The 22,507-nt window shown below is 73.3% G+C and carries 23 protein-coding genes; 19 read left to right on the top strand and 4 right to left on the bottom strand.

Annotated elements, in window-relative coordinates; translation table 11 throughout:
• The first annotated feature begins 175 nt into the window (after positions 1 to 175).
• The 5 genes from GA0070608_RS04580 (at position 176) to GA0070608_RS04560 (ending at position 6,817) form a co-directional block, all read left to right on the top strand.
• Positions 176 to 1,450 (top strand): sensor histidine kinase, encoded by a 1,275-nt coding sequence (locus GA0070608_RS04580; RefSeq protein WP_091622212.1) that lies wholly within the window; start codon positions 176 to 178, stop codon positions 1,448 to 1,450.
• The gene (locus GA0070608_RS04575) at positions 1,447 to 2,115 is read left to right on the top strand and encodes a response regulator transcription factor (protein WP_091622208.1); all 669 of its coding nucleotides are present in this window, start codon (positions 1,447 to 1,449) and stop codon (positions 2,113 to 2,115) included. The genes GA0070608_RS04580 and GA0070608_RS04575 overlap by 4 nt, the downstream gene beginning before the upstream one ends.
• Before the next feature lie 78 nt (positions 2,116 to 2,193).
• The gene (locus tag GA0070608_RS04570; RefSeq protein WP_091622205.1) at positions 2,194 to 3,270 is read left to right on the top strand and encodes a hypothetical protein; all 1,077 of its coding nucleotides are present in this window, start codon (positions 2,194 to 2,196) and stop codon (positions 3,268 to 3,270) included.
• 62 nt (positions 3,271 to 3,332) lie between these two features.
• Positions 3,333 to 4,862: a magnesium chelatase ATPase subunit I gene (locus GA0070608_RS04565; protein ID WP_091622201.1), complete on the top strand. Its 1,530-nt coding sequence runs from the start codon at positions 3,333 to 3,335 to the stop codon at positions 4,860 to 4,862.
• A gap of 2 nt (positions 4,863 to 4,864) precedes the next feature.
• Positions 4,865 to 6,817 (top strand): VWA domain-containing protein, encoded by a 1,953-nt coding sequence (locus GA0070608_RS04560; RefSeq protein ID WP_091622196.1) that lies wholly within the window; start codon positions 4,865 to 4,867, stop codon positions 6,815 to 6,817.
• 32 nt (positions 6,818 to 6,849) lie between these two features.
• On the opposite strand, the gene GA0070608_RS04555 is transcribed toward GA0070608_RS04560, so the two are convergent.
• Complete coding sequence (locus GA0070608_RS04555; RefSeq protein WP_245715692.1) at positions 6,850 to 7,431, bottom strand: MarR family winged helix-turn-helix transcriptional regulator; 582 nt, start codon at positions 7,429 to 7,431, stop codon at positions 6,850 to 6,852.
• Between GA0070608_RS04555 and GA0070608_RS04550 the strand changes: the two genes are divergently transcribed.
• The 3 genes from GA0070608_RS04550 (at position 7,375) to GA0070608_RS04540 (ending at position 9,757) form a co-directional block, all read left to right on the top strand.
• Positions 7,375 to 8,010, top strand: a complete 636-nt coding sequence (locus GA0070608_RS04550) for a mycothiol-dependent nitroreductase Rv2466c family protein (protein ID WP_091622192.1) — start codon at positions 7,375 to 7,377, stop codon at positions 8,008 to 8,010. The genes GA0070608_RS04555 and GA0070608_RS04550 overlap by 57 nt on opposite strands.
• Before the next feature lie 70 nt (positions 8,011 to 8,080).
• Positions 8,081 to 9,235 carry an MFS transporter gene (locus tag GA0070608_RS04545; protein ID WP_218107490.1) on the top strand — a complete coding sequence of 385 codons (1,155 nt, stop codon included), beginning with the start codon at positions 8,081 to 8,083 and terminating at the stop codon, positions 9,233 to 9,235.
• 57 nt (positions 9,236 to 9,292) lie between these two features.
• Positions 9,293 to 9,757: a hypothetical protein gene (locus GA0070608_RS04540; protein WP_091622184.1), complete on the top strand. Its 465-nt coding sequence runs from the start codon at positions 9,293 to 9,295 to the stop codon at positions 9,755 to 9,757.
• Between the two features lie 16 nt (positions 9,758 to 9,773).
• On the opposite strand, the gene GA0070608_RS04535 is transcribed toward GA0070608_RS04540, so the two are convergent.
• On the bottom strand, positions 9,774 to 10,058 hold the full coding sequence (locus GA0070608_RS04535) for a DUF427 domain-containing protein (RefSeq protein ID WP_091622179.1): 285 nt from the start codon (positions 10,056 to 10,058) through the stop codon (positions 9,774 to 9,776).
• 109 nt (positions 10,059 to 10,167) lie between these two features.
• On the opposite strand from GA0070608_RS04535, the gene GA0070608_RS04530 reads away from it, so the two are divergent.
• The 10 genes from GA0070608_RS04530 to GA0070608_RS04485 all read left to right on the top strand — a co-directional run bounded on the left by GA0070608_RS04530 (position 10,168) and on the right by GA0070608_RS04485 (position 19,325).
• Positions 10,168 to 11,568, top strand: a complete 1,401-nt coding sequence (locus tag GA0070608_RS04530) for an FAD-binding oxidoreductase (protein ID WP_091622176.1) — start codon at positions 10,168 to 10,170, stop codon at positions 11,566 to 11,568.
• Positions 11,565 to 12,908, top strand: a complete 1,344-nt coding sequence (locus GA0070608_RS04525; protein ID WP_091622173.1) for a class I SAM-dependent methyltransferase — start codon at positions 11,565 to 11,567, stop codon at positions 12,906 to 12,908. The genes GA0070608_RS04530 and GA0070608_RS04525 overlap by 4 nt, the downstream gene beginning before the upstream one ends.
• A gap of 88 nt (positions 12,909 to 12,996) precedes the next feature.
• Complete coding sequence (locus GA0070608_RS04520; RefSeq protein WP_091622170.1) at positions 12,997 to 13,554, top strand: winged helix-turn-helix domain-containing protein; 558 nt, start codon at positions 12,997 to 12,999, stop codon at positions 13,552 to 13,554.
• Positions 13,547 to 14,425, top strand: a complete 879-nt coding sequence (locus GA0070608_RS04515) for an SRPBCC family protein (RefSeq protein ID WP_091622166.1) — start codon at positions 13,547 to 13,549, stop codon at positions 14,423 to 14,425. The genes GA0070608_RS04520 and GA0070608_RS04515 overlap by 8 nt, the downstream gene beginning before the upstream one ends.
• 109 nt (positions 14,426 to 14,534) lie before the next feature.
• Positions 14,535 to 14,768 carry a zinc-ribbon domain-containing protein gene (locus GA0070608_RS04510; RefSeq protein ID WP_091622162.1) on the top strand — a complete coding sequence of 78 codons (234 nt, stop codon included), beginning with the start codon at positions 14,535 to 14,537 and terminating at the stop codon, positions 14,766 to 14,768.
• A gap of 251 nt (positions 14,769 to 15,019) precedes the next feature.
• Positions 15,020 to 15,505, top strand: coding sequence for a hypothetical protein (locus GA0070608_RS04505; RefSeq protein ID WP_091622159.1), 486 nt, complete (start codon positions 15,020 to 15,022; stop codon positions 15,503 to 15,505).
• Positions 15,506 to 15,590: 85 nt separating this feature from the next.
• Entirely contained in the window at positions 15,591 to 16,700 is a 1,110-nt protein-coding gene (locus tag GA0070608_RS04500) for a hypothetical protein (RefSeq protein ID WP_091622156.1), read from the top strand.
• Positions 16,697 to 18,217 carry a hypothetical protein gene (locus GA0070608_RS04495; RefSeq protein WP_091622153.1) on the top strand — a complete coding sequence of 507 codons (1,521 nt, stop codon included), beginning with the start codon at positions 16,697 to 16,699 and terminating at the stop codon, positions 18,215 to 18,217. The genes GA0070608_RS04500 and GA0070608_RS04495 overlap by 4 nt, the downstream gene beginning before the upstream one ends.
• A gap of 39 nt (positions 18,218 to 18,256) precedes the next feature.
• Positions 18,257 to 19,015: a MerR family transcriptional regulator gene (locus GA0070608_RS04490; RefSeq protein ID WP_091622150.1), complete on the top strand. Its 759-nt coding sequence runs from the start codon at positions 18,257 to 18,259 to the stop codon at positions 19,013 to 19,015.
• Positions 19,016 to 19,040: 25 nt separating this feature from the next.
• Positions 19,041 to 19,325 (top strand): putative quinol monooxygenase, encoded by a 285-nt coding sequence (locus GA0070608_RS04485; protein ID WP_091622147.1) that lies wholly within the window; start codon positions 19,041 to 19,043, stop codon positions 19,323 to 19,325.
• A gap of 365 nt (positions 19,326 to 19,690) precedes the next feature.
• Here the strand turns inward: GA0070608_RS04485 and GA0070608_RS04480 are convergent, their stop codons facing one another.
• The gene (locus tag GA0070608_RS04480) at positions 19,691 to 20,347 is read right to left on the bottom strand and encodes an alpha/beta fold hydrolase (protein ID WP_245715690.1); all 657 of its coding nucleotides are present in this window, start codon (positions 20,345 to 20,347) and stop codon (positions 19,691 to 19,693) included.
• Here GA0070608_RS04480 and GA0070608_RS04475 point away from each other — a divergent pair.
• Positions 20,339 to 20,899 (top strand): TetR/AcrR family transcriptional regulator, encoded by a 561-nt coding sequence (locus GA0070608_RS04475; protein WP_091622144.1) that lies wholly within the window; start codon positions 20,339 to 20,341, stop codon positions 20,897 to 20,899. The two genes, GA0070608_RS04480 and GA0070608_RS04475, sit on opposite strands and share 9 nt — an antisense overlap.
• A 13-nt stretch (positions 20,900 to 20,912) precedes the next feature.
• Here the strand turns inward: GA0070608_RS04475 and GA0070608_RS04470 are convergent, their stop codons facing one another.
• Positions 20,913 to 22,436: a gluconokinase gene (locus tag GA0070608_RS04470; RefSeq protein ID WP_245715689.1), complete on the bottom strand. Its 1,524-nt coding sequence runs from the start codon at positions 22,434 to 22,436 to the stop codon at positions 20,913 to 20,915.
• Positions 22,437 to 22,507: the final 71 nt, after the last annotated feature.

The following is a 22,507-nucleotide window of genomic DNA, read 5'->3' as shown; positions in this document are numbered from 1 at the left end:
CTCGCCGGCCCTCTGGTGGCCGCCGCCCTCGGCGGATCCGCCCGCACCCGTCGGGTGCCCGCCGGCGGGGCGCCGGTCTGCCCGCCGGCAGGGCACCGATCTCTCCGCCGGCGGGGCGCCGATCTCCCCGACGTGGGGGAGTCGAGGCGGGGCGTGACCGGGACAGAATGGGCGGGTGAAACCCCGTGCGGTCCTCGCCCCGCTGGTGGCCGGCAGCACCTGGCGGCGCGGCGTGTTCCTGCTGCTCGGCGGGGTGCTGGTGCTGCCGTACGTGCTGCTGGCGGTGGCCTTCGCGCAGTTGCTGACGCAGTCGGACGCGCCCCGGCCGCTGGTGCTGGCTCTGCTCCTCGTCGCGGCGACCATCGCGACGGTCCCGGTCTTCCTCGACGGCCCCCGGGCGTTGGAGATCGCCGCCGCGCGGGCCCTGCTCGGCGTCGACCTGCCGGACCCGGCACCCGGGCACGCGGTCGACCGGGAGACCCGGCTGCGCTCGGCGCTCTGGATCGGGCTGCACCTGGTCAGCGGCGGGCTGGTGGTGGCCGCCCTGTTCAGCGCGGTACCGATGGCGCTGGCCTTCATCGGGCAGCAGTTCGGCCTCGGCACTCCGATGACCAGCGCCGACCGGTTCGGGCCTTTCGACGGGCGGGACACCGGCTGGCTGACCCTCACCGGGATCGTCGTGCTGGTGACGCTCGGCTACGCCGTGGCCGGGCTGGGCGCGCTGGCGGTGTCGATGGCCCCGGTGCTGCTCGGCCCGGCCCAGGCGGAACGGATCGCGGCCCTGGAGGCGCGCACCACCCGGCTCGCCGAACGCAACCGGCTGGCCCGGGAACTGCACGACTCGGTCGGCCATGCCCTCACCGTCGCCACCCTCCAGGCCGGGGCCGCCCGCGAGTTGCTCGACCGGGACCCGGAGTTCGTCCGGCGCGCGCTGGGCGCGATCGAGGAGGCCGGGCGGAGCGCCATGGATGACCTGGACCACGTGCTGGGGCTGCTCCGGGAGCCCGACGGCCGGCAGGCCGCGCCGGTGCCGCAGCGTACGCTCGCCGATCTGGACCGGTTGGTGGCCGACACCCGCGTGGCCGGCCTGCCGGTCGACGCCCGGTGCACCGGCGACCCGGCCGACCTGCCGGCGGTGGTCTCCCGGGAGGGCTACCGGATCGTCCAGGAGGGACTGACCAACGCGGCCCGGTACGGCCGGGGACCGGCCACCCTGCGCCTCGGCGTGCACTCCGACGCGCTGGAGCTGGAACTCGACAACGCGATGGCCCGGCGGCGCCGGGGCGACCCGACGCGGGGCGGTCGGGGGTGGGGCGACCCGAGGCGGGGCGGTCGGGGGCTGGACGGGATGCGGGAGCGGGTGCTGCTGCTCGGCGGCCGGCTGACCGTCGGACCGGACGGCGACCGCTGGCGCATCCGGGTGCGACTGCCGTTCGAGGGGACCCGATGACCGCAATCGCGACGACGACCACCGGCGTGCTGATCGTCGACGACGACGAGCTGATCCGCGTCGGGCTGCGGGCGATCCTCGACGCCCAGCCCGACCTGCGGGTGCTCGGCGAGGCCACCGACGGCGCCGAGGTGCCGCCGCTGGTCGCCCGACTCCGCCCCCGGGTGGTGCTGATGGACGTGCGGATGCCCGGCATCGACGGCATCCAGGCCACCCGACGACTGCTCGCCACCTCCGCCGACCCGCCCCGGGTGCTGGTGGTCACCACCTTCGCCAACGACGAGTACGTCTACGACGCGCTCCGCGCCGGGGCCAGCGGGTTCCTGCTGAAGCGGGCCCGGCCCGCCGAGGTGGTGGAGGCGGTCCGGGTGGTCGCGCGGGGCGAGTCGCTGCTCTTCCCCGCCGCCATCCGCCGCCTCGCCGGGGCGTACGGGGGAAGAGGCTCCGACCGGCTGGCAGCCGCCCGGCTCACCGAACGGGAGGCCGAGGTGCTCCGGCTGATGACCACCGGGCTGTCCAACCCGGAGATCGCCGCGCACCTGGTGGTCGGCGTGGAGACCGTGAAGACCCACGTCGGCAACGTGCTGGCCAAACTCGGCGTCCGCGACCGTACGCAGGCGGTGATCGCCGCGTACGAGTCGGGGTTCGTCACCCCGTCGGGCTGAAGGGTTCCCTCCCGAGGGGGAGCCGGTTCACCGCCGCACGGGAGGGCAGACGTGGCCTGCCGGCCGAGGCTGGGAAGCATGACGACGACCACTGCTCACACCCACCGTCCGGCCCCGGGCCGGTCGGACCGGCTCGCCCCGCTGGCCGCCGGCTGGCTCGGCCTCTGGGGACTGCTCGCCCTGGTCTCCGCCGCCACCGGAGCCGGCTACCCGTTCGGGGCGAACGATCCGCGTGGCGGCGAGGCCAACCTGCTCCGGCTGGTCCCCACCGACCTCGGGCCACCCCTGTTCGCCGTGCTGCTGCTCGGCGCCGCGGTGGCCGCGCTCGCCATGACCGGCCCGGTCCGCCGCCCGGCCCGGCCGCTGCGCACCCTGCTGCTGGCGTACGCCTGGACCGTCGCTCTCCTGCTCGCCGTCGTCGTGCCGGACGTGGGGGTGCTGACCATCCTCGGCTACACCCCGATCCTGATCGTCGGCGCGCCGTTCGGCTGGCCGCCGGTGGACTACGCGGACGTGTTCACCTGGGCGCTGTTCGCCCGGTTCGCGGCCATGGTCGGCGGGGCGCTGCTGGCCGGGGCGGCGCTGCGCTGGCAGCGGTGCACCGACGGGGCCTGCCCGACCTGCGGGCGCGACGGCGTCGAGCACGGCTGGACCTCACCCGCCTCGGCCTTCCGCTGGGGGCGCGTGGCGGCCTGGACCGCGGCCACCATTCCCGCCCTGTACGCCCTCACCCGGCTCGCCTGGGCGGTCGGCGTCCCGCTCGGCATCGAGCGGTCGTTCCTCGAGGAGATGCGCGAGTCCGGGCTGGTCTGGGCGGGTACCGGGCTGGGCGGCTTCGCCCTGGTGGGCGCGGTCCTCACCCTCGGGCTGGTACAGCGGTGGGGGGAACGGTTCCCGCGCTGGATGGTGGGCCTGGCCGGGCGGCCGGTGCCGGTCAGGCTGGCCGTCGTCCCGGCGACGCTGGTCGCGGTGGCAGTCACCGCGGCGGCCCTCGGCCTGCTCGCCACCCCCGGCTTCTGGGACTTCTCCGGCGGGCTCAGCCCGGCCACCGCCCCGATGCTGCTCTGGCCGTTCTGGGGCGTCGCGCTCGGCGTCGCCACGTACGCGTACCACCTGCGCCGCCGGGGCACCTGCCGGCGCTGCGGGCGCGGCTGAACCGTCCCGCAGACGGGGGTGCCTGGTCGACGGACCGAGCATCCCCGTTTTCGTGAGCTAGCGTGGGTTGGGTGACTGCGCCTTCCCCGGTTACCCCGGCCCCACCGGCCGACCTGCCCGGCACGCTCGGCGAGCTGCGGGCGGCCGGCCACACGTACCGCACGGTCAAGCAGGAACTCCGCGAGAACCTCCTGGCCCGGATGCGTTCCGGCGCTGACCGCTTCCCCGGCATCGTCGGCTACGACGACACGGTGCTGCCCGAGGTCGAGCGGGCTCTGCTCGCCGGGCACGACATGGTGCTGCTCGGCGAGCGGGGCCAGGGCAAGACCCGGCTGATCCGTTCGCTGGTCGGCCTGCTCGACGAGTGGACTCCGGTGATCGCCGGTTCGGCGCTCAACGAGCACCCGCTGCGCCCGCTCACCCCGGGCTCGCGGGCGCTGGTCGCCGAGGCCGGCGACGACCTGCCGGTGGCGTGGCTGCACCGCTCCATGCGCTACGGCGAGAAGCTGGCCACCCCGGACACCAGCGTCGGCGACCTGATCGGCGACGTCGACCCGATCCGGATCGTCCAGGGGCGTACCCTCGGCGACCCGGAGACCATCCACTTCGGCCTCGTCCCGCGCACCAACCGGGGCATCTTCGCCGTCAACGAGCTGCCCGACCTGGCCGAGCGGATCCAGGTGGCGCTGCTCAACGTGCTGGAGGAGCGGGACATCCAGGTCCGCGGCTACCAGCTGCGGCTGCCGCTGGACCTGTTCCTGGTGGCCAGCGCCAACCCGGAGGACTACACCAACCGGGGCCGGATCATCACCCCGTTGAAGGACCGCTTCGGAGCCGAGGTCCGTACCCACTACCCGGTCGACCTCGACCTGGAGCTGGCGCTGGTCCGGCAGGAGGCCGACCTGGTCGCCGAGGTGCCGGAGCACGTGTTGGAGGTCCTCGCGCGGTTCGCCCGCGCGGTACGCGAGTCGCCGTCGGTGGACCCGCGTTCCGGGGTCTCGGCCCGGTTCGCCATCGCCGCCGCCGAGACGGTCGCCGCCGCCGCGCTGCGCCGCGCCGGCCTGCTCGCCGCCACGCTGCCGCCCGCCACGGTGCCCCCCGTCGAGATGTTAGGAAGGGCCCCTTCCTCATCAGAAAGCGATAACAAGGTGCCCTTCCTTCTACCTGAGGCGGCGGTTGCCCGGGTGGGGGACGCGGTTTCCGTGACGAGCACGCTGCGCGGGAAGGTCGAGTTCGAGAGCGGCGAGGAGGGGCGGGAGGCCGAGATTATCGGCCACCTGCTGCGCGCCGCGACCGCCGACACGTTCCGGGCCCGGCTGGCCGGGCTGGACCTCTCCGGCTTCACCGCCCTGGTCGACGAGGACGCGGTGATCGAGACCGGGGAGCTGGTCGGCTCCGCCGAGTTGCTGCGCCAGGTGGGCACCGTTCCCGGGCTGGCCAAGGCGCTGGACCGGCTCGGGTTGGGCGACGCGCCCACCCCCGAGCAGGCGGCGGCCGGCGTGGAGTTCGTCCTGGAGGGGCTGCACCTGACCCGCCGGCTCGGCAAGGACGTCACCGACTCCGGCCGGACCCGCTACGGCGGCCGGGCCTGAGCATGGCCGGCAACCGGTTCCGGTACGGGCAGTGGAGGGGCGGCCCCGACCCGCTCGCGCCCCCGTACGACGTGCGGGGGGCGGTGGACGCCGTCGGCGCCGAGGTGCTGGCCGGTGGCAGCCTCCGGGAGGCGCTGCGGGACCTGCTGCGCCAGGGGCCCCAGGGGAGCGGCGGCCTCGACGACCTCGCCGCCCGGGCCAGGCGGCTGCGCCGTGAGGCGTTGCGCCGGGGCGACCTGGACGGGGCGGTGACCGGGGCGCGGGCCCTGCTCGACCAGGCGCTCGCGGCCGAGCGGGACGAACTGCGCGGGCGCGACGACGACGCCGCGCGGTTCGCCGAGGCGGTGCTGGACAATCTGCCCCGCTCGACGGCCCGCGCCATGGAGGAGTTGACCGGCTACCGGTGGGCCAGCGACGAGGCCCGCCGGACGTACCAGCGGATCCTCGACGGGCTCCGCGACGACGTGCTCGGTCAGCGCTTCGCCGGGCTGCGGGACGCGGTGCGCGCCTCGGCGGACCCGGCCGCGCAACGGCGGCTGGCCGAGATGATGCGCGACCTGAACGACCTGTTGGCCCGGCACTCCCGGTCGGAGGAGACCACCGACGCCTTCGCCGAGTTCATGCGCAGGCACGGCGAGTTCTTCCCGGAGCAGCCGGCCGACGTCGACGAGTTGGTCGACGTGCTGGCCCGCCGGTCGGCGGCCGGCGAGCGGCTGATGCGCTCGCTGTCCGACCGGCAGCGCGAGGAACTGGCCGGCCTGATGCGGCAGTCGCTCGGCGACCGGCTCGCCGGGGAGCTGTCCGCGTTGGACGCCAATCTTCGTGCGCTCCGCCCCGATCTGCACCGGGGCCGGGGTGAGCGGGTTCGGGGCGACCGGCCGCTCGGCTACGGCGAGGCGGCCGGCGCGCTCGGTGAGATCGCCGAACTGGACGAACTGCTGGACCAGCTCGACCAGGAGCAGCCGGGCGCCACGCTGGACGATGTAGACGTCGACGCGGTGGCCCGGACGCTGGGCAGGGACGCCGCCGACGACGTACGCCGGCTGCGGGAGCTGGAGCGGGAGCTGCGCCGGCAGGGCTGGGTGAGCCGGGACGCCGACGGGTTGACCCTGAGCCCCAAGGCGCTGCGCCGGCTCGGCGGCACGGCGCTGCGGCGGGTCTTCGCGGACCTGACCGCCGGGCCGCGCGGCCAGCACGACCTGCGCTCGGCGGGCGCCGCCGGCGAGGTAAGCGGGGGCTCCCGGCCGTGGGAGTACGGCGACGAGCAGCCCCTCGACGTGGTGCGGACGCTGACCCGGGCGGTCCGCCGCGCCGGGTCGGGTGTGCCGGTGCAGTTGGCCGTCGAGGACTTCGAGGTGGTGGAGACCGAGCGGCGGGCATCGGCGGCGGTGGCGCTCTGCGTCGACCTCTCCTACTCGATGATCTCCCAGGGCCGGTGGGGTCCGATGAAGCAGACGGCGCTGGCGCTGGCACACCTGATGGCCACCCGGTTTCCTCAGGACGCGTTACAGATCATCGGCTTCGGCCTGGAGGCGCTGCCGCTGACCCAGCAGGAGTTGGCCGCCGTCGAGCCCGACACGCGGCAGGGCACGAACCTCCAGCACGCGCTGCGGCTGGCCGCCCGGCACCTGCGCCGGCACCCGGAGGCCGAGCCGGTGGTGCTGGTGGTCACCGACGGTGAGCCGACCGCCCATCTGGACCCGGACGACGGGGAGCCGCTGTTCCACTGGCCGCCGATGCCGGAGACGATCGAGGCGACTGTCCGCGAAGTGGACCGGCTCACCCGCTACGGCGCCACGCTCAACCTGTTCATGCTCGGCGACGATCCCGGCCTGCAGCGCTTCGTCGACGCCGTGGCCCGCCGTTCGAAGGGCCGCATGTTCACCCCTGACCTGGAGGACCTCGGCGAGTACGTGGTCTCCGACTACCTCCGCGCACGCCGCGGCCGCCGCTGATTCGGCCCGACGACAGCGGCGCGTGCGGGTCGTCAAGCCACTGAGGATTCGACTGTTCGCGTCAGCGCCGCCAGGAGGCGTTCCAGGTCTGTGCGGTCGCCGGCTGTCAGGTCCCGGAGGAGGGCCGTTTCGTTGGCCAGGTGCTTCTCGATCAGATCATTGACCAGGTCCACGCCGGCCGGGGTCAGCCCGACCACTCTGCCGCGTGCGTCGGCTTCGGAGATCGACCGTGTCACCAGCCCTCGGGTGATCAGCCGGTCCACCCGCTTGGTCACGGCTCCGGTGGTGACGAGCATCCGTTCGCTCAACTGGCCTGGGGTGAGCTGGAACGGTTCGCCCTCCCGGCGCAGCGCCGCAAGCACGTCGAACTCACCGTTGCCGAGACCCGCGGCGGCGAACGGTGGTCGCAGCGCCGCGTCGAGGATCTCGGCGAGGTGTTGGATTCGGCCGATGACCAGCAACGGGCTGGGGTCGACGTCGGGTCGCTCACGACGCCACTGATGAACGATCTCGGTGACGCGGTCCACCCTTGCACTATATATTTCTCGGAAGATAATATGCCTTCCGTGGAAGATAAATTTTCTGCGGCTGCCGTCCCCGTCGTCACGGCTCACGTGGACCCGTCCTGCCCCTTCGCGTGGATCACCTCCCGATGGCTCATGGAGGTCGCGCGGATGCGACCCATCAGCCTGCGGTTCGAGGTGATGAGCCTTGCCGTGATCAACGAGCATCGCGACCTGGAGCCGTGGTACCGGGCGTTCAACGACCGGGCGTGGGGCCCGGCGCGGGTGTGCACGGCAGCCGCCGCGCACCACGGGCCCGCAGCCCTCGCCGAGCTGTTTCCGGCGCTCGGCCGGAGGATCCACGACGCCGGCGACAAGGACTTCGACGCCGTCATCCCGGCGGCCCTGGCCGAGGTCGGTCTCCCCGTCGAGCTGGCCCGGGTCGCGTATCGCGACGACGTCGACGAACGGATGCGGACGAGCACCGCCCGCGCGCAGCAACTCGTGGGTGAGGGCCTGGGTACCCCGACGATCGCGGTCGACGACGTTGCCTTCTTCGGCCCCGTGCTCACCTCCATCCCCCGCGGGGACGAGGCCGTGCGTGTCTTCGAGGGCGCCCGCCTGCTCGCCGGTTGCCGGGCGTTCACCGAGCTCAAGCGCGCCCGGGTCGATGAGCTCAGCTTCGCGTAGTCCCACCACGACCGGCAACCGGCCCCAGACACTCCGGGCGCCCACCGACACCCTCCTGCGTGCGCAGCTGGTGACCGCCCTCGGCGACGGCTCCTTCTACGTGACCTTCGCCGTCTACCTCTCTCATGCCGGCCACCTGAGCCCGGCACAGATCGGCGCCGTGTTGACCATCGCCTGGGGGACGGGCTTCCTTTTCACGCATCCCATCGGCGCCCTCGGTGACCGGGTCGGGCTGCGTCGGGTGACGACGCTGCTGTCGGTGGGCACGGCGTCGGCCCTGGTGATGCTGGCCACCGTACGGGGTGCGTGGCTCGTGGCGGCAGCGTGCGTGGCGTACGCGATCGCCCAGAGCGGGGCGGGTGCGACCCGGCAGGCACTGCTGGTCTCCCTAGTGCCGCCTGCCGAACTCCTCGCGGTACGGGCACGGATCCAGACGACGGTCAACGCCGGCATCGGCGTCGGCGCGGCGGTCGGCGGTCTGGCGCTGCTGACCGGCTCGGACCTGGTCTACCGCGTCGTACTGCTCGGCGACGCGGCCCTCTTCGTCGTGAGCGCGATCCTGCTCCGACGCCTGCCGTCGGCGTCGCGCCGGCAGCCGAGGGAGGGCTGGGGGTGGGATGCGCCGCGAGACATTCCCTACGTCGTGACCGCCGCGCTCAACGCGGTGATGCACCTGTACATGCCCATGCTGGGCGTGTTGCTGCCGCTCTACCTGACGAGCCGCACGGCAGCGCCCGACTGGATCGTGGCCGGGATCTTCGTCGCCAACGCCGTGGGAGTCGTGGGCTGGCAACGCCGGGCGGCTCGCCGGGTCACGACGTTGGGCGAGGCCACCCGGGCGATCCGCCTCGCCGGCGTCCTGCTGTGCGCCGCGTGTCTGCTCTTCTGGGGCGGGGCCGCTGCCACCGGCCCGTACGCCGCCAGCGGTGTCGTTCTCGCCGCGGTAGCCCTGCAGGTGGCCGCGGAGGTGCGGCTGGCCGCCGGATCGTGGGCGGTCGGGTTCGAGCTCGCCGACCGCACCCGCCCAGGTCAGTGGCAGGGGGTGTACGCAAGCGGCATCCCGTTGGCACGTGCGGTGGGGCCGGCCGCCCTGACCGGTCTGGTGATGCTGTGGTCCGGGCCCGGGTGGCTTCTCCTCGGGCTCGGGTTCCTCGCCGCCGGACTGGCCGCCACACTCGTCGTGGGTTGGGCCGCACGTCACCGGCCCTTTCCCGGCATCGCCTGACCACCGCACTGCCCCGGTCCGGCCCGCTGGGCGCCGGATCGGGGCTAGCCTGGGCGGGTGGAGGTCGACAGGCTGCGGGAGGCGTACGACGAGGTGCTCGCGGAGGTCGACGCGGGCGGGTTCGGGCCACCGCCGGCCGGGCAGCTCAGCGCCGAGCAGATCGTGGCCCACCTCGCCGCCAACGACGAGCTGATGACCGAGGCGACCGAGGCGGTCCTGGCCGGCTCGCCGTTCGCGTACTACGACCTGGAGACCATCCACCGTCCCCAGGTGGACGCGCTGGTCGCCGAGTGCGGTGGGCTGGACGAGCTGGCCACCCTGCTGCGGGCCACCAGCCAGAAGCTCTGCGCCCTGACCGAGCGGCTCGGCCCGGTGGCGCAGACCCCGGTCGAGACCCATCTGCGCGAGGGCTTCGACCTGATCGTCGACGAGCCGCTGCCCTGGGCCCGCACCCTCGACCTGCACGCCCGCGTACACCTGCCGAAGCACCTGGCCCAGCTGCGCATGCTGCGCGCCGGCTGAGGTGCCCGAGGGCACGTCAGCCGACGACCCGGACGTCCTTCCAGAAGGCGACCCGGTCGCGGACCATCTCCGCCTCCGGCTTTGGCTCGGGGTAGTACCAGACCGCGTCGGCGCTGGTCCGGCCGTCGTGTTCCAGGGTGTAGTAGGACGCGGTGCCCTTCCACGGGCAGTCGGTGTGCGTGCCGGACTCGCGGACCAGGTCGTCGCGCAGGGCGGCGCGCGGGAAGTAGTGATTCCCCTCGACCAGCACGGTGTCGTCGCTCTCGGCCACGACCAAATCGTTCCAGACGGCTTTCGGCATGACTCCACGCTATGTCGGCCGGTCGGCGGCGGCCAGTCGCCCGAGCCACGTCGCGAGCGCGCCCGTGTACGTCCCACGCCACGGGCCCTCTGGCGCGTACAGTGATCGCATGTGTGCGGTCCGTGTGGATCATCATCCGGTCGACCATGATGGTGCGGTGGCCCGGTTGCGGCGGTCGTACACGGCGGTGCCCGTGGGCGAGCCGGTCCGGCTGGCCAAACGCACCTCCAACCTGTTCCGCCCCCGGTCCGCCCCGCGCGCGCCGGGCCTGGACGTCGGTGGGCTGACTGGCGTGCTCGCCGTGGACCCGGTCGCCCGCACGGCCGACGTGCAGGGCATGTGCACCTACGAGGACCTGGTCGACGCGACTCTGCCGCACGGGCTGATGCCGCTGGTGGTGCCGCAGTTGCGCACCATCACGCTCGGCGGCGCGGTGACCGGGCTCGGCATCGAGTCGACCTCGTTCCGCAACGGCCTGCCGCACGAGTCGGTGCTCGAAATGGACGTGCTCACCGGGGCAGGCGAAATCGTCACCGCCCGTCCGGAGGGGGAACAGGCCGATCTCTTCGCGGCGTTCCCCAACTCGCTGGGCAGCCTCGGCTACGCCACCCGGCTGCGCATCGAGCTTCAGCCGGTGCGCCGGTTCGTGGCCCTGCGCAACGTGCGGTTCACCCGGCTGGAGGCCCTCGCCGACGCGCTCGCCGAGATCACCGCGACCCGGTCGTGGGCCGGGGAGGCGGTGGACGTGATGGACGGGGTGATGTTCAGCCCCGGCGAGGCATACCTCGTGCTCGGCAGCTTCACCGACGACGCGCTGCCGGCCAGCGACTACACGGGTCAGGACATCTACTACCGGTCGCTGCGCCGGCGTACGCACGACGTCCTGACCGCGTACGACTATCTCTGGCGCTGGGACACCGACTGGTTCTGGTGTTCGGCGGCGTTCGGGGTGCAGCACCCGGTCCTTCGGCGGGTCTGGCCGGCGCGGTGGCGGCGCAGCGACGTCTACCACCGGCTGGTCCGGTTGGAGCACCGGCACGGGGTGGCCGCCCGGATCGACCGCCTGCGCGGTCAGCCGGCGCGCGAGCGGGTCGTGCAGGACGTGGAGGTCCCGCTGGAGCGGACGGCGGAGTTCCTGCGCTGGTTCGCCCGCACCGTCGGGATGACCCCGGTCTGGCTCTGCCCGTTGCGGCTGCGCGAGCCGTCCGGCCCCGGATCGGCCCGGGCCTGGCCGCTGTATCCGCTTCGAGCTGGTCAGAACTATGTGAACATCGGCTTCTGGGGCAGCGTGCCGATCGTGGAGGGTGCCGCCGACGGCGACGTCAACCGGGCGATCGAGCGCATGGTGTCGGAGTTGGGCGGCCACAAGTCGCTCTACTCCGACGCGTACTACGACCGGGAATCCTTCGACCGGCTCTACGGCGGCGCGATCTGGCGCGCGGTGAAGGACCGCTACGACCCGGACCATCGGCTCACCGGACTGTACGAGAAGGCGGTAGCACGAGCATGAGCCTGACCGATCGCGACCAGGGGGCGGCGAGCGCTCCCGCCAGCCCGCCGGCGGGGAGCCGGCGCCCGGGTCCGACCGTGGCGGACGTCGTCCGCGCGTTGACCACCGGCGCCCTTCCGGTGCGGGTCACCGGGTACGACGGCAGCGCGGTGGGCCCGGCCGACGCCGGGATCACCCTGTCGATCCGTTCCGAGCGTGGCCTGACCTATCTGCTCACCGCCCCCGGCGACCTGGGCATGGCCCGGGCGTACGTGGGCGGTGACCTGGCGTTGCAGGGGGTGCACCCGGGCGACCCGTACGAGGCGTTGCGGGTGCTCAAGGACGAGTTGCGGCTGCGTACGCCGTCGCTGGCGGAGGGGCTGGCCCTGGTCCGTGGGCTGGGCTGGGAGCGGCTGATGCCGCCGCCGCCCCCGCCGCAGGAGGCGCAGCCGCGCTGGAAGCGCCTGGTGAGAGGGCTGCGGCACACCCGGATCCGGGACAGCACCGCGATCTCCCACCACTACGACGTCTCGAACGCCTTCTACGAGAAGGTGCTCGGCCCGTCGATGACGTACACCTGCGCGGTTTTCCGCTCGCCCGACGACACGCTGGAGCAGGCCCAGACGGCCAAGTACGACCTGGTGGCGCAGAAGCTGGCGCTCAAGGCGGGGATGCGGCTGCTCGACGTGGGTTGCGGGTGGGGTGGCATGGTCCGGCACGCGGCCCGCGAGTACGGCGTGAAGGCGCTCGGGGTGACCCTGTCCCGGGAGCAGGCCGAGTGGGCGCGGGCGGCGATCGAGCGGGAGGGGCTGACCGGCCTGGCCGAGGTCCGTCACCTCGACTACCGGGACGCGCCGCGCGAGCAGTTCGACGCGGTCTCCTCGATCGGCCTGACCGAGCACATCGGGGTGCGCAACTATCCGGCCTACTTCGGCGCTCTGCGGGACCGGCTGCGGCCGGACGGCCGGCTGTTCAACCACTGCATCACGCGGGCCGACAACCGTGCGCCGCACCGCTCGGGCGCATTCATCGACCGGTATGTCTTCCCGGACGGCGAGCTGGCCGGCCCGGGGCGGGTGATCAGCGAGATCCACGACGTCGGGCTGGAGGTGCAGCACGAGGAGAACCTGCGCCTGCACTACGCGCTGACGCTGGCCGCCTGGTGCCGCAACCTCGTGGCGCACTGGGATTTCTGCGTCTCTGAGGTGGGGGCGGGCACCGCCCGGGTGTGGGGCCTCTACATGGCCGGGTCGCGGCTGGCGTTCGAGCGCAACGGCATCCAGCTGCACCAGGTGCTCGCCACCCGCAACGGCCCGGAGGGGGCGAGCGGCTACCCGCTGCGCCCCGACTGGCTGCCCTGATCCGGGTCTGAAAGCCGCGCCGCCTGTCGGCGCGGCTTTCGCCGAAGCCATTGACAAACAAATTTTGTACGTACAAACTGATTTTGCCATGAGAGACGTCCTGTACCTGGAGCAGATCGAGCAGGCCGAGGTCCTGCTCAAGCCGCAGCGCGTAGAGGTGCTGCGGCAACTGGCCGAGCCGCGCACCTGCACCGAGGTCGCCGCCCGGCTGGAGCAGACGCCGCAGCGCGTCTACTACCACGTCAAGCAGCTCGTCACCGCAGGGCTGGCCGAGCTGGTCAGCGAGCGCAAGGTCCGGGGCATCACCGAGGGCATCTACCAGGCCGCCGCCCGGTCCTACTGGCTGTCGCCCCGGCTGGTCGGCCGGATCGGCCTGCGGCGGGCCCGCGACGAGCTGAGCCTCGGCTACCTGCTGGACCTGATGGAGGAGGTCCAGGCAGACATCGCCGGGCTGGACCGAGCCGCCCCCGAGCTCCCCTCGATCGGGGTCGCCGGCGAGATCCGGGTGCCCGCCGAACAACGACAGCAGTTCCTGCACGACCTGCAGACCACTCTGCAGGACCTGTTCACGCGCTACGGGGGCGCCGAGGGCGACGCCTTCAAGCTCGCCGTGGCCTGCTATCCGAAGGGGAAAGAACGTGACTGACCTGATGAAGCTGCCCGTCCGCCTCGCCGCGCCGGCCGGGACCGTCCGCCGCGCCCTGACCGACCCGGCCGAGCTGCGCGTCTGGCTCGCCGAGCACGCCGAGGTCGACCTGCCACGACGGTACGAGTTCTGGGGGCGCCACACCCCCGAGGGCGACGCGCCGCACCAGCGGCTGCTGCACGTCGACGACGACACGCTGCGCTTCGCCTGGCTGCTCGACGGGGTCGAGACCACCACCGAGTTCGCCCTGCGCTCCGAGGACCCCGACACCACCGTGCTGACGCTGACCCAGAGCCACTTCGACTTCGCCGAGGCGATGAGCGGCAGCAGCATCCGGGGCGTGCTCCAGACGTTCTGGAGCCTGTCGATCGCCAACCTGGCCGCCCACCTGGAGGGCCGGCCGCTGCTGCCGAAGGTCGACTTCACCTCCACCGACCTGTGCGGCGAACTGCTGATCGACGCGCCGGTGGCGAAGGTGTTCGAGTCGCTGACCGACTCCGAGCAGGCCAGCGCCTGGTTCGGTTACCCGATCGGCATCGAGCCGTGGGTCGGTGGCCGCTACGCCATGGGCGGCTTCGAGGCCGGCTACGCGGCCAAGATCGTCGACCTGGAGCCCGACCGGAAGCTGTCGGTGGACTGGGGGCCGACCGGCGTCTGCACCTGGGAGCTGGCCGAGTCGCAGGGGAAGACGAAGCTGACCTTCGTGCAGTCCGGCTTCGATGAGCAGAACCCCCCGTACGGGGCCTGGGCCGGGTCGGTCTCCGGGCTGGGCGAGCTGCGCCGTTTCCACGAGATGAAGGACTGGCAGCCCATCTGGCTCCCCGCCGAGGTGCCGGGCCTGGAGCCCGAGGCCGCGCAGGCGACGAGCTGACGGGGGCGTACGACGGAAGGTGCCTGGACCGCCTGGAGCGGGCCAGGCACCTTCCGTGTGGTCAGGGGATTGAGGTGATAGTCGGGCTCCGGGTGGGTACTGACGGGCGATGTTCTTCATCTTCGGGCTCCGCACCAAGGTCAGCCGGTCCGGCGTGGTGCAGCAGGTCTGCCGTAACTGCCACAACCATGCCGCGCAGGTGATCACGCGCCGGTCGACGAGGTTCAGTCTGTTCTTCGTGCCGATCATCCCGATCCGCACCAGCTACGCGCAGCAGTGCACCTTCTGCGGAGCCCAGTACGACCTGTCGCGGTCCGAGGCCGAGCGCCTCCCGGTCGGCTGAGCCCCACCGATGGCCCGTTTCCTCTGTTGGCTGATCGGCCGGCAGTCCGCCGTGCCCGCCTCGCCGCCGGTGCACACCGTCTCCCGGCCGCCATGCACCCCCGGACGTCGCCGACGTCGCCGCGACCGCCGGCCGCTGGCCGGCACCGCCCTGCCCCGCTCGCCCTGGAACCGCTCCGCCGGACGCTGACCGGTTCGTGATCCGCCGCGCCTCGGCAGGAGGGCCGGGCCGGGCCGTGCCAGGATGTGGCGATGTCGTATCCCCCTCATGCGTCGTACCCGCCGGTGCCGGGCCCGGTGACCCCGATGATCGCCTACCCCCACCCGATCACGCCCCCGCCGGGCTACGCGGCGCTCGTCGTCTCGGTGAACCGTGGCCCGTACCTCGTGCCCGCCCCGACCACGAGCAAGTTCAAGGTCAACGGCCAGGTGGTGCCGATCCCCGGTGAGGGCACCTGGCACGTGGCCGTACCGGCGGGGCAGCACGACGTCCGCTACACCGACCTCATGGGCATCCCGCTGATCACCACCGGGATCCTCGCCCACCCCGGCACGGTGCAGCACCTGTCGTTCCGGTTCGGCGGCTGGCGCAACCGGGTCCACGACGGGCACGGCACCGACGTGACGAAGTTCGGGCTGTGGTCGAACTACAGCATCCTGCTGGCCACACTCGTCGTGTTGGGAGTGGTCTGCTGCGGCGGCGTCGGGCTTGTCGCCGCCTTCTCCAGCTCGCCCTGATCCCGGCCGGCGGGACCTCGCCGAACGTCTGCCGGCCGGGGCGGCGTCCGGCGCGGGCGGCGGTGACCGCCTATCGTGGCGGATCGTGACGAGCACCGAGGAGCGACTGGCCACGATCCGCGGCGGCGTGCCGGCCAGGCGGCACAACGCCCGCACCATCGCCGCCCTGACCGGCAACCCGGGCTGTACCCGGCGGGCGGTGCTCGACGGCGCCGGGGTGGACAAGCCGAAGCTGGCGGAGCGGATCGGCTTTCCCGCCCGCTTCGGGCAGTCCCGGTTCGCCATCACCCGGGGCAACACCTTCGAGGCACAGGTCAAGGCCGACGGCGGGGCCGAGTTGCTGCGGCTGGTCGCGGAGCGGTTGGGCGTACCGGTGCCGGCGGCGGCGAGCTGGACGGACCTCGGCGACGGGGCTGCTGACGACACGGCTGCCCGGCACCGGCGCTCCGCCGAGCTGCTGACCGACGCCACCCCCGGCGGGACGGACGACACCGCCGCGCTCTTCGACCACCCGCTGCTCGGTCTGGACGTCGCCGGCCGTCGGGTGCACCTGGAGCCGGACCTGGTCGCGGCCCGGCTGGCCGGCCGGTTCCACGTCGTCGAGATCAAGTCGTTCCCGGTGGTCGACGGTCAGGCCGACCCGGCCAAGGTGTCCGCCGCCGCGATCCAGTCCGCCGTCTACGTGCTGGCCCTGCGCGAGCTGCTCGCCGCTGCCGGCCACGATCCGGAGCTGGTGTCGCACGAGGCGGTGCTGGTCTGCCCGCGCGACTTCGCCAACCAGCCGGTGGCCAGCCTGGTCGACGTGCGCAAGCAACTGCTGGTGCTGCGCCGCCAACTCGACCGGATGGCCCGGCTCGACGCGCTGCTGGCCGGCGTGCCCGAGGAGTTCACCGCCGACGTGACCGCCGAACCGGCGGCGCTGCTCGCCGCGCTGTCGAAGGTGGAGGCCCGCTACGCGCCCGACTGCCTGGCGGCCTGCGAGCTGGCGTACTTCTGCCGAAACGAGGCGCGCGGCCACACCGGGGCGCTGGGCCGGCCGGTCCGGGAGGCGCTCGGCGGGGTCGCGGAGGTCGACGAGGTGCTGGCGCTGGCCGCCGGCGAGCGCACGCCGGAACCGGATCAGGAGGAGGCCGCCGCGCTGCTGCGGGCCGCCGCCCGGCTGCGCGCCGACGCCCTCGCCGGGACCCCCGCATGAGTACGCTCCGCGCGCTCGCCAGGGCCCAGGCGCTCGCCGCCGGGGTGGCCCAGCCGGTGGCGACCGTCCGGCACCTGCACCTGGCCGAGCGCCCGTTGGTGCTGGTGCCGCTGGCGCTGGCCGGTGAGGCGAACGCCCCGCTGGCGGCGCTGGTCGGCGACGCGCCGGACACGGCGCGGCTGCTGATCGTGCCGCAGCCCCGCAACCGCGACCAGCGGTTCGCGTTCGCCGCCGAGCTGGCCGGGATCATGCTGCCCTACCTGGACGGCTTCCGGGGCGTCTCCGAGGCGGTGCCGGTCGACCGGGGCAGGGACGTGCGGTACCGGTACGTCGACGCCCCACAGTTGCTGGTGCCGAACCCGGCCGGGGTCACCTTCCTGCGGCTGTTCGGCCGCTCCACCCGCTTCCGCCGCCCGGACGGGGACTATCCGGTGCACCCGTCGGTGCCGGTGCTCGGGCGCTGGCTGACGTTCTTCGCCGAGCGGGCCGAGCATCCCGGCTCGTCGGCGCTGCTGGCGATGACCGACGCGCTGACCCTGCACTGGGCGACCGGGCAGAGCGTGGTGGAGGACCTGCACCTGCCGGCGCTGCTCGGCTGGGTCGACCCGCCCGCCGGGCTCACCGGCGCCGAGGCGGCGGCCCGGGCCGAGGACCCGGAGACCTGCCCACCCGCCGGCCCGGCCACCGACCCCGACTTCGACAACCACCAGCTCGCGCCGGCCATCGCCGCGTACGCCGACGCGGAAGACGATCCGGTGGCGCGCGCCGGGGCGTACGCGGAGCTGGAACGGCTGTTGCGCGACCAGCTCGCGCCCACCTGGGAGCTGATGTGGCGCGGCGTGGGGCTGTTGCGCGGCCTGGCCCCGGGCGCCCGGGTGGCCGGCCGGTGGGACGGCGACAAGGACGCCTTCACCGGCTATGCCGAGCATGTCGACGTGGGCGGTGCGCCGCAGCCCCGGCGGGACGGGGCGGTGGCCGCCGCCCAGCGGCTGCACCGGCTGGAACGGGCCCTGACCTCGTACGCGGTGCAGCGCGCCTACGACGATCCGCTGGTGATGGCGGAGCACCGGCTGACCGGCGAGGCGTTCGTCGGCGAGGTGACCCTGGCGGACCCGAAGCGGGTGGACGACACCGGCAAGCGGCCGGTGCTGCGCCCCCGCATCCAGTTGGTCACCACCGAGCCGGCACCGATGCCGGTCGGCGCGACGCTGTACTCGCCGGCCCGGCCGGCGCAGAAGGCGCGGGTGGTCTTCGTGACCCCGGCCGCCGACGGCAAGACCGAGGTGGTGCTGGAGCTGTCGGGCGGGATGGGTCGGGGGCTGACCGCGCCGCCGGGGAGCGTGCCGGAGGTGGGGGAGCGGCTCTGCTACACGACGCTGTCGGGCGCGTTCATGCCGGCGGGTGCCTTCCCGACGGTCGAGGAGACGCCGTGGACCCACGGCGGCCCACCGGTCCCGGCGTCCACGGCACCCGACCTCGACGCCACCGACCCGGAATCGGGCTTGACCCTCACGTAACGGCAGGCGGGAGCCTGGTTCCCGGAAAGGAGGGAAACCATGGCACACACGGTGGGACAGGTGGCGAAGATGGCCGGGGTGACCGTGCGGACGCTGCACCACTACGACGAGATCGGGCTGCTCTCGCCCGGCGGTCGCAGCAGCACGGGCTACCGGCGCTACGACGACGCGGACCTGGAGCGGTTGCAACACATCCGCTACTACCGGGAGCTGGGGTTCCCACTGGAGGAGATCGCCGCGATCCTCGACGACCCGGCGAGTGACCCGGCGACGCACCTGCGCCGCCAGCACGACCTGCTGACCGTACGGGTCAGGAGGCTCCAGGAGATGGTCACGGCGATCGAGTTCGCGATGGAGGCGAGCAAGTTGAACATCCCACTCACCCCGCAGGAGCGGTTCGAGGTCTTCGGCGGCTTCGACCCGGACGCGCACGCCGAGGAGGCCGAACAGCGCTGGGGCAGTACCGAGGCGTATCGGGAGTCGAACCGGCGCGTCTCGCGCTACAGCAAGGAAGACTGGCTGCGGAACAAGGAGGAGAACGCGGACTGGGCACGGCGGTTCGTCGAGGTGATCGCCTCCGGTGCGGCGGCGGACAGCCCGGCGGCGATGGATCTGGCCGAGGAGCACCGGCAGTCGATCAGCCGCTGGTTCTACGAGTGCTCGTACGAGATCCACACCGGATTGGCCGATATGTACGTGGCGGACGAGCGGTTCACCGCGTACTTCGAGAAGATCAGGCCAGGGTCGGCCGCGTACCTGAGCGAGGCCATCCACGCCAACGCCATCACCCGCGCCTGAGGCGCGGCAGTCCCGGGGGTCACCAGTGTTCATCGTCGCCGGCAGTCTCTACGTCGATCCGGACCAGCGGGACGCCTACCTGGCCGACTGTGTCGACGTCGTCCGGCAGGCGCGCTCCGCGCCGGGCTGCGTCGACTTCGCGATCAGCGCCGACCTGGTCGAGGCAGGCCGGATCAACGTCTACGAACGCTGGGAGTCCGAGGGGCAGCTGCTCGACTTCCGGGGTTCCGGCCCCTCGGACGAGCAGTCGGTGACGATCCTCGGCGCGGAGGTGCACCGGTACCTGATCTCCGGCGTCGAGGCCCCCTGACCCGGACGCGTCCGGACGCGACCGCGCCCGGCCGCCCTCCGGGAACGGCCGGGCCGGACCAGCCCGAACGCCTGAACGCCGAACGCCGAACGCCGAACGCCGAACGCCGAACGCCCGAACGGCCCGCCGGGCCAGCGCCGGCGGGCCGAGTGGTCGAGGCAATGCCCAATGCCTCGTGGCGGAGGATCTCCGCGCCGGGCCTGTCGAGCTGATGTCGCAGACGATTCAGGGCCGTCTGGTCCCACACAGTGGCGCCGGATGCCGTCTGATGTCGCAGACGACTCAGCTCGACAGCGTCGTGGACCCTTTTCACCCGCGGGCCGGCTCGGCGACCACCACCGCCGCACGGAACGCGGATTCCCCGTTCAAGGCCGGATGACGAGGCCCTGGCGGACCCGGCGCAGGAAGTCGCGGATCAGCCCGGCGATCTCGTCGTGGCGGCCCCAGGTGACCAGCGTGGGCGGGCGGTGCTCGCGGAGGTAGCGCTGAAAGTCGGGGTAGACGTCGAGGTTGAACTGGTAGTCCCAGAAGAGCTGGAGCTGGATCTCGGCGTTGCCGGGTCGGTCGAGGCCGGCCTGGTCGAGGTGCCAGGTCTCCGGGGCGACGCGGTCCAGCCGGTCCGCCGGCACGCCGTGCGTGTACTGCCAGTGGGTGGCCTCGGCCGCCAGTAGCCTGCGGACCTCCGGCTCGTGGGCCGCCCGGTCCTTGGCGTGGGCGAAGAGCACGTCCCAGAACGGGGTGAACCCCTCGGTGTAGGCGTTCCCGCTCTGGGTGACCAGGGCGGTGACCCGCTCCGGGTGCCGGCTGGCAATGCGCAGGCCGATCGGGGCGCCGTAGTCGTGCAGGTAGAGCGCGAACCGGTCGATGCCGAGGGTGTCGAGCAGGCCGAGGGTGATCTCGGTGAGCCGCTCGAAGCTGTAGTCGAACTCGCCGACCGGCGGGGCGGCGGAGTTGCCGAAGCCGATGTGGTCGGGCGCGACGAGGTGGTACTCGTCGGGGCAAGGGGCTTTGACATGGACCACACGACGGCCGAGGGACGGCTGCTCGACGCGGCCGACACGCTCTTCTACGAGCGCGGCATCCAGGCGGTCGGGATGGACGCCATCCGGGCCGCCTCCGGCGTCTCGCTCAAGCGCACCTACCAGCTCTTCCCGTCCAAGGAACACCTGGTCGAGGCGGTGCTGCGCAGGCGGGACCAGGCCGTCCGGGACGCGCTGGAGGCGTACACCTTGGCGCGGTCGACCCCGACGGAGCGCGTGCTGGCGGTCTTCGACTACCTGCACGACTGGTTCGGCCAGCCCGACTACCGGGGCTGCGCCTTCATCAACTCCTTCGCCGAGCTGGGCGGCTCGTCGCCCAACGTGGTCGAGATCGTGCGTACCCACAAGCGGGCCTTCGCCGACCACCTCGCGGCGCTCGTGGTGGCGGCGGGCCGGCCGCCGCAGCTCGCCGCGCAGCTAGCCCTGCTGGCCAACGGCGCGATGGTCACCGCCGCCATCGCCGGCAGCGCCGCACCCGCCCGTGAGGCCCGCGCCGCCGCGAGCCGCCTGCTCGACGCGGAGCCGCCGAGCTGAGTCGGCTCGCGGGTCACTCCGGCGACAGGCCCGGGGCGAGGCGCCGCAGTGAGGTGAAGGTGGGGACCAACGCGTCGTACAGCTCGGAGAAGAGCGGCAGCAGTGCGGCGTACGTGGCGGCGGCGGCCGGATCGGGGTATGCCGTCGACTCGATGTGCACCAGTTCGGCGGCGACGTCGACGGAGGGGACCAGCCCCAACGCCTGCATGCCGAGCAGCGCCGCGCCGAAGCCGGAGCCCTCGTGCCCGGCGGGGAAGCGCACCGGCATGCCGAGCACGTCGGCGAGCATCTGCCGCCACAGCGGGCTGCGCGAGAAACCGCCGCCGGCCCGGATCTCCCGGACCTCGTTGCCGGCGCCCCGCACCGAGGCCAGCACCAGCGCCAACTGCTGGCAGACGCCCTCCATCGCGGCCCGGACCAGGTGCGCGCGGCGGTGCCCGTTGGTCAGCCCCACGTACGCGCCGCGCGGCAGCGCGCTCCAGTGCGGGGCGCGCTCGCTGAGCAGGTACGGCAGCATGATCAGACCGCCCGAGCCGGCCGGCGCCAGGGCGGCCAGCGCCAGCAACTCCTCCTCGGCGTCCTCGCCCAGCTCCGGGGCGAGCGCGTCGCCGGCCCACTCCAGCACGATGCCGCCGTTGTTGATCGCCCCGCCGACCACCCAGCGGTGCTCGGTCAGCGCGTAGCAGAACACCCCGCCGAGCGGGTCGACGCCGGGGCGTTCCACCATCACCCGCATCGCGCCGCTGGTGCCGATCGAGCAGGCCATCACGCCCGGTGCGACGGCGCCGAGCCCCAGGTTGGCCAGCGGGCCGTCCCCGGCGCCGACGACCACCCTGGTGTCCCGGGGCAGCCCGGTCGCCGCGGCGGCCTCGGCGGTGAGGCCGGGCAGCACGGTGGTGGTGGGCACCAGCTCCGGCAGCTGCTCCGCGGTGATCCCGGCGATGCCGAGCGCCTCGGCGTCCCAGGAGAGCCGGCTGAGGTCCATCAGCCCGGTGGCGGAGGCGACCGAGTGGTCGGTCACCAGCGCGTCGCACAGCCGCAGCAGCACCCAGTCCTTGATGCCCACCCAGTACGCCACCTGACCGAACAGCACCGGCTCCTGGTCGGCGAACCAGAGCAGCTTGGACAGCGGCGCCATCGGGTGCACCGGGGTGCCGGTGCGGCGGTGCAACGCCAGCCCGGACGGGGCCGCCCGCAACCGCTCGGCCTGGCGGGTGGCTCGCGAGTCTGCCCAGGTGATCGACGGGGTGAGCGGGTGGCCGTCACGGTCCAGCCCGATCAGGCTGTGCATCGCCGTGCCGAAGGACAACCCGGCGACGGGCCGGTCCAGCTCCGCCACGACCGTGCGGAGCGACTCCAGCACCGCCGCGTGGATGTGCCGGGCGTCCTGCTCGGCGTAGCCGGGCTGGGGCTCGTCGAGCGGATAGCCGACCGAGTGGTGGGCGAGCTGGCCGCCGTCCACGTCGTACCCGGCCGCCTTGGTGCTGGTGGTGCCGATGTCGACGCCGATCACCACCGGGCGGAACGCGTCGCCCACCGGTCCCACCCCCTAGCTGGCCTCGGGTGCCGCCGACGTTACCCAGCGTCCGGCCGGCCCGTAGGGGGAAC

Origin of the sequence: Micromonospora peucetia, from assembly GCF_900091625.1 — a bacterium.
GTDB classification, from domain to species: Bacteria; Actinomycetota; Actinomycetes; order Mycobacteriales; family Micromonosporaceae; genus Micromonospora; species Micromonospora peucetia.
The sequence above is the reverse complement of the archived record's forward strand: the minus strand, read 5'-3'. Positions and strand labels throughout refer to the sequence as shown.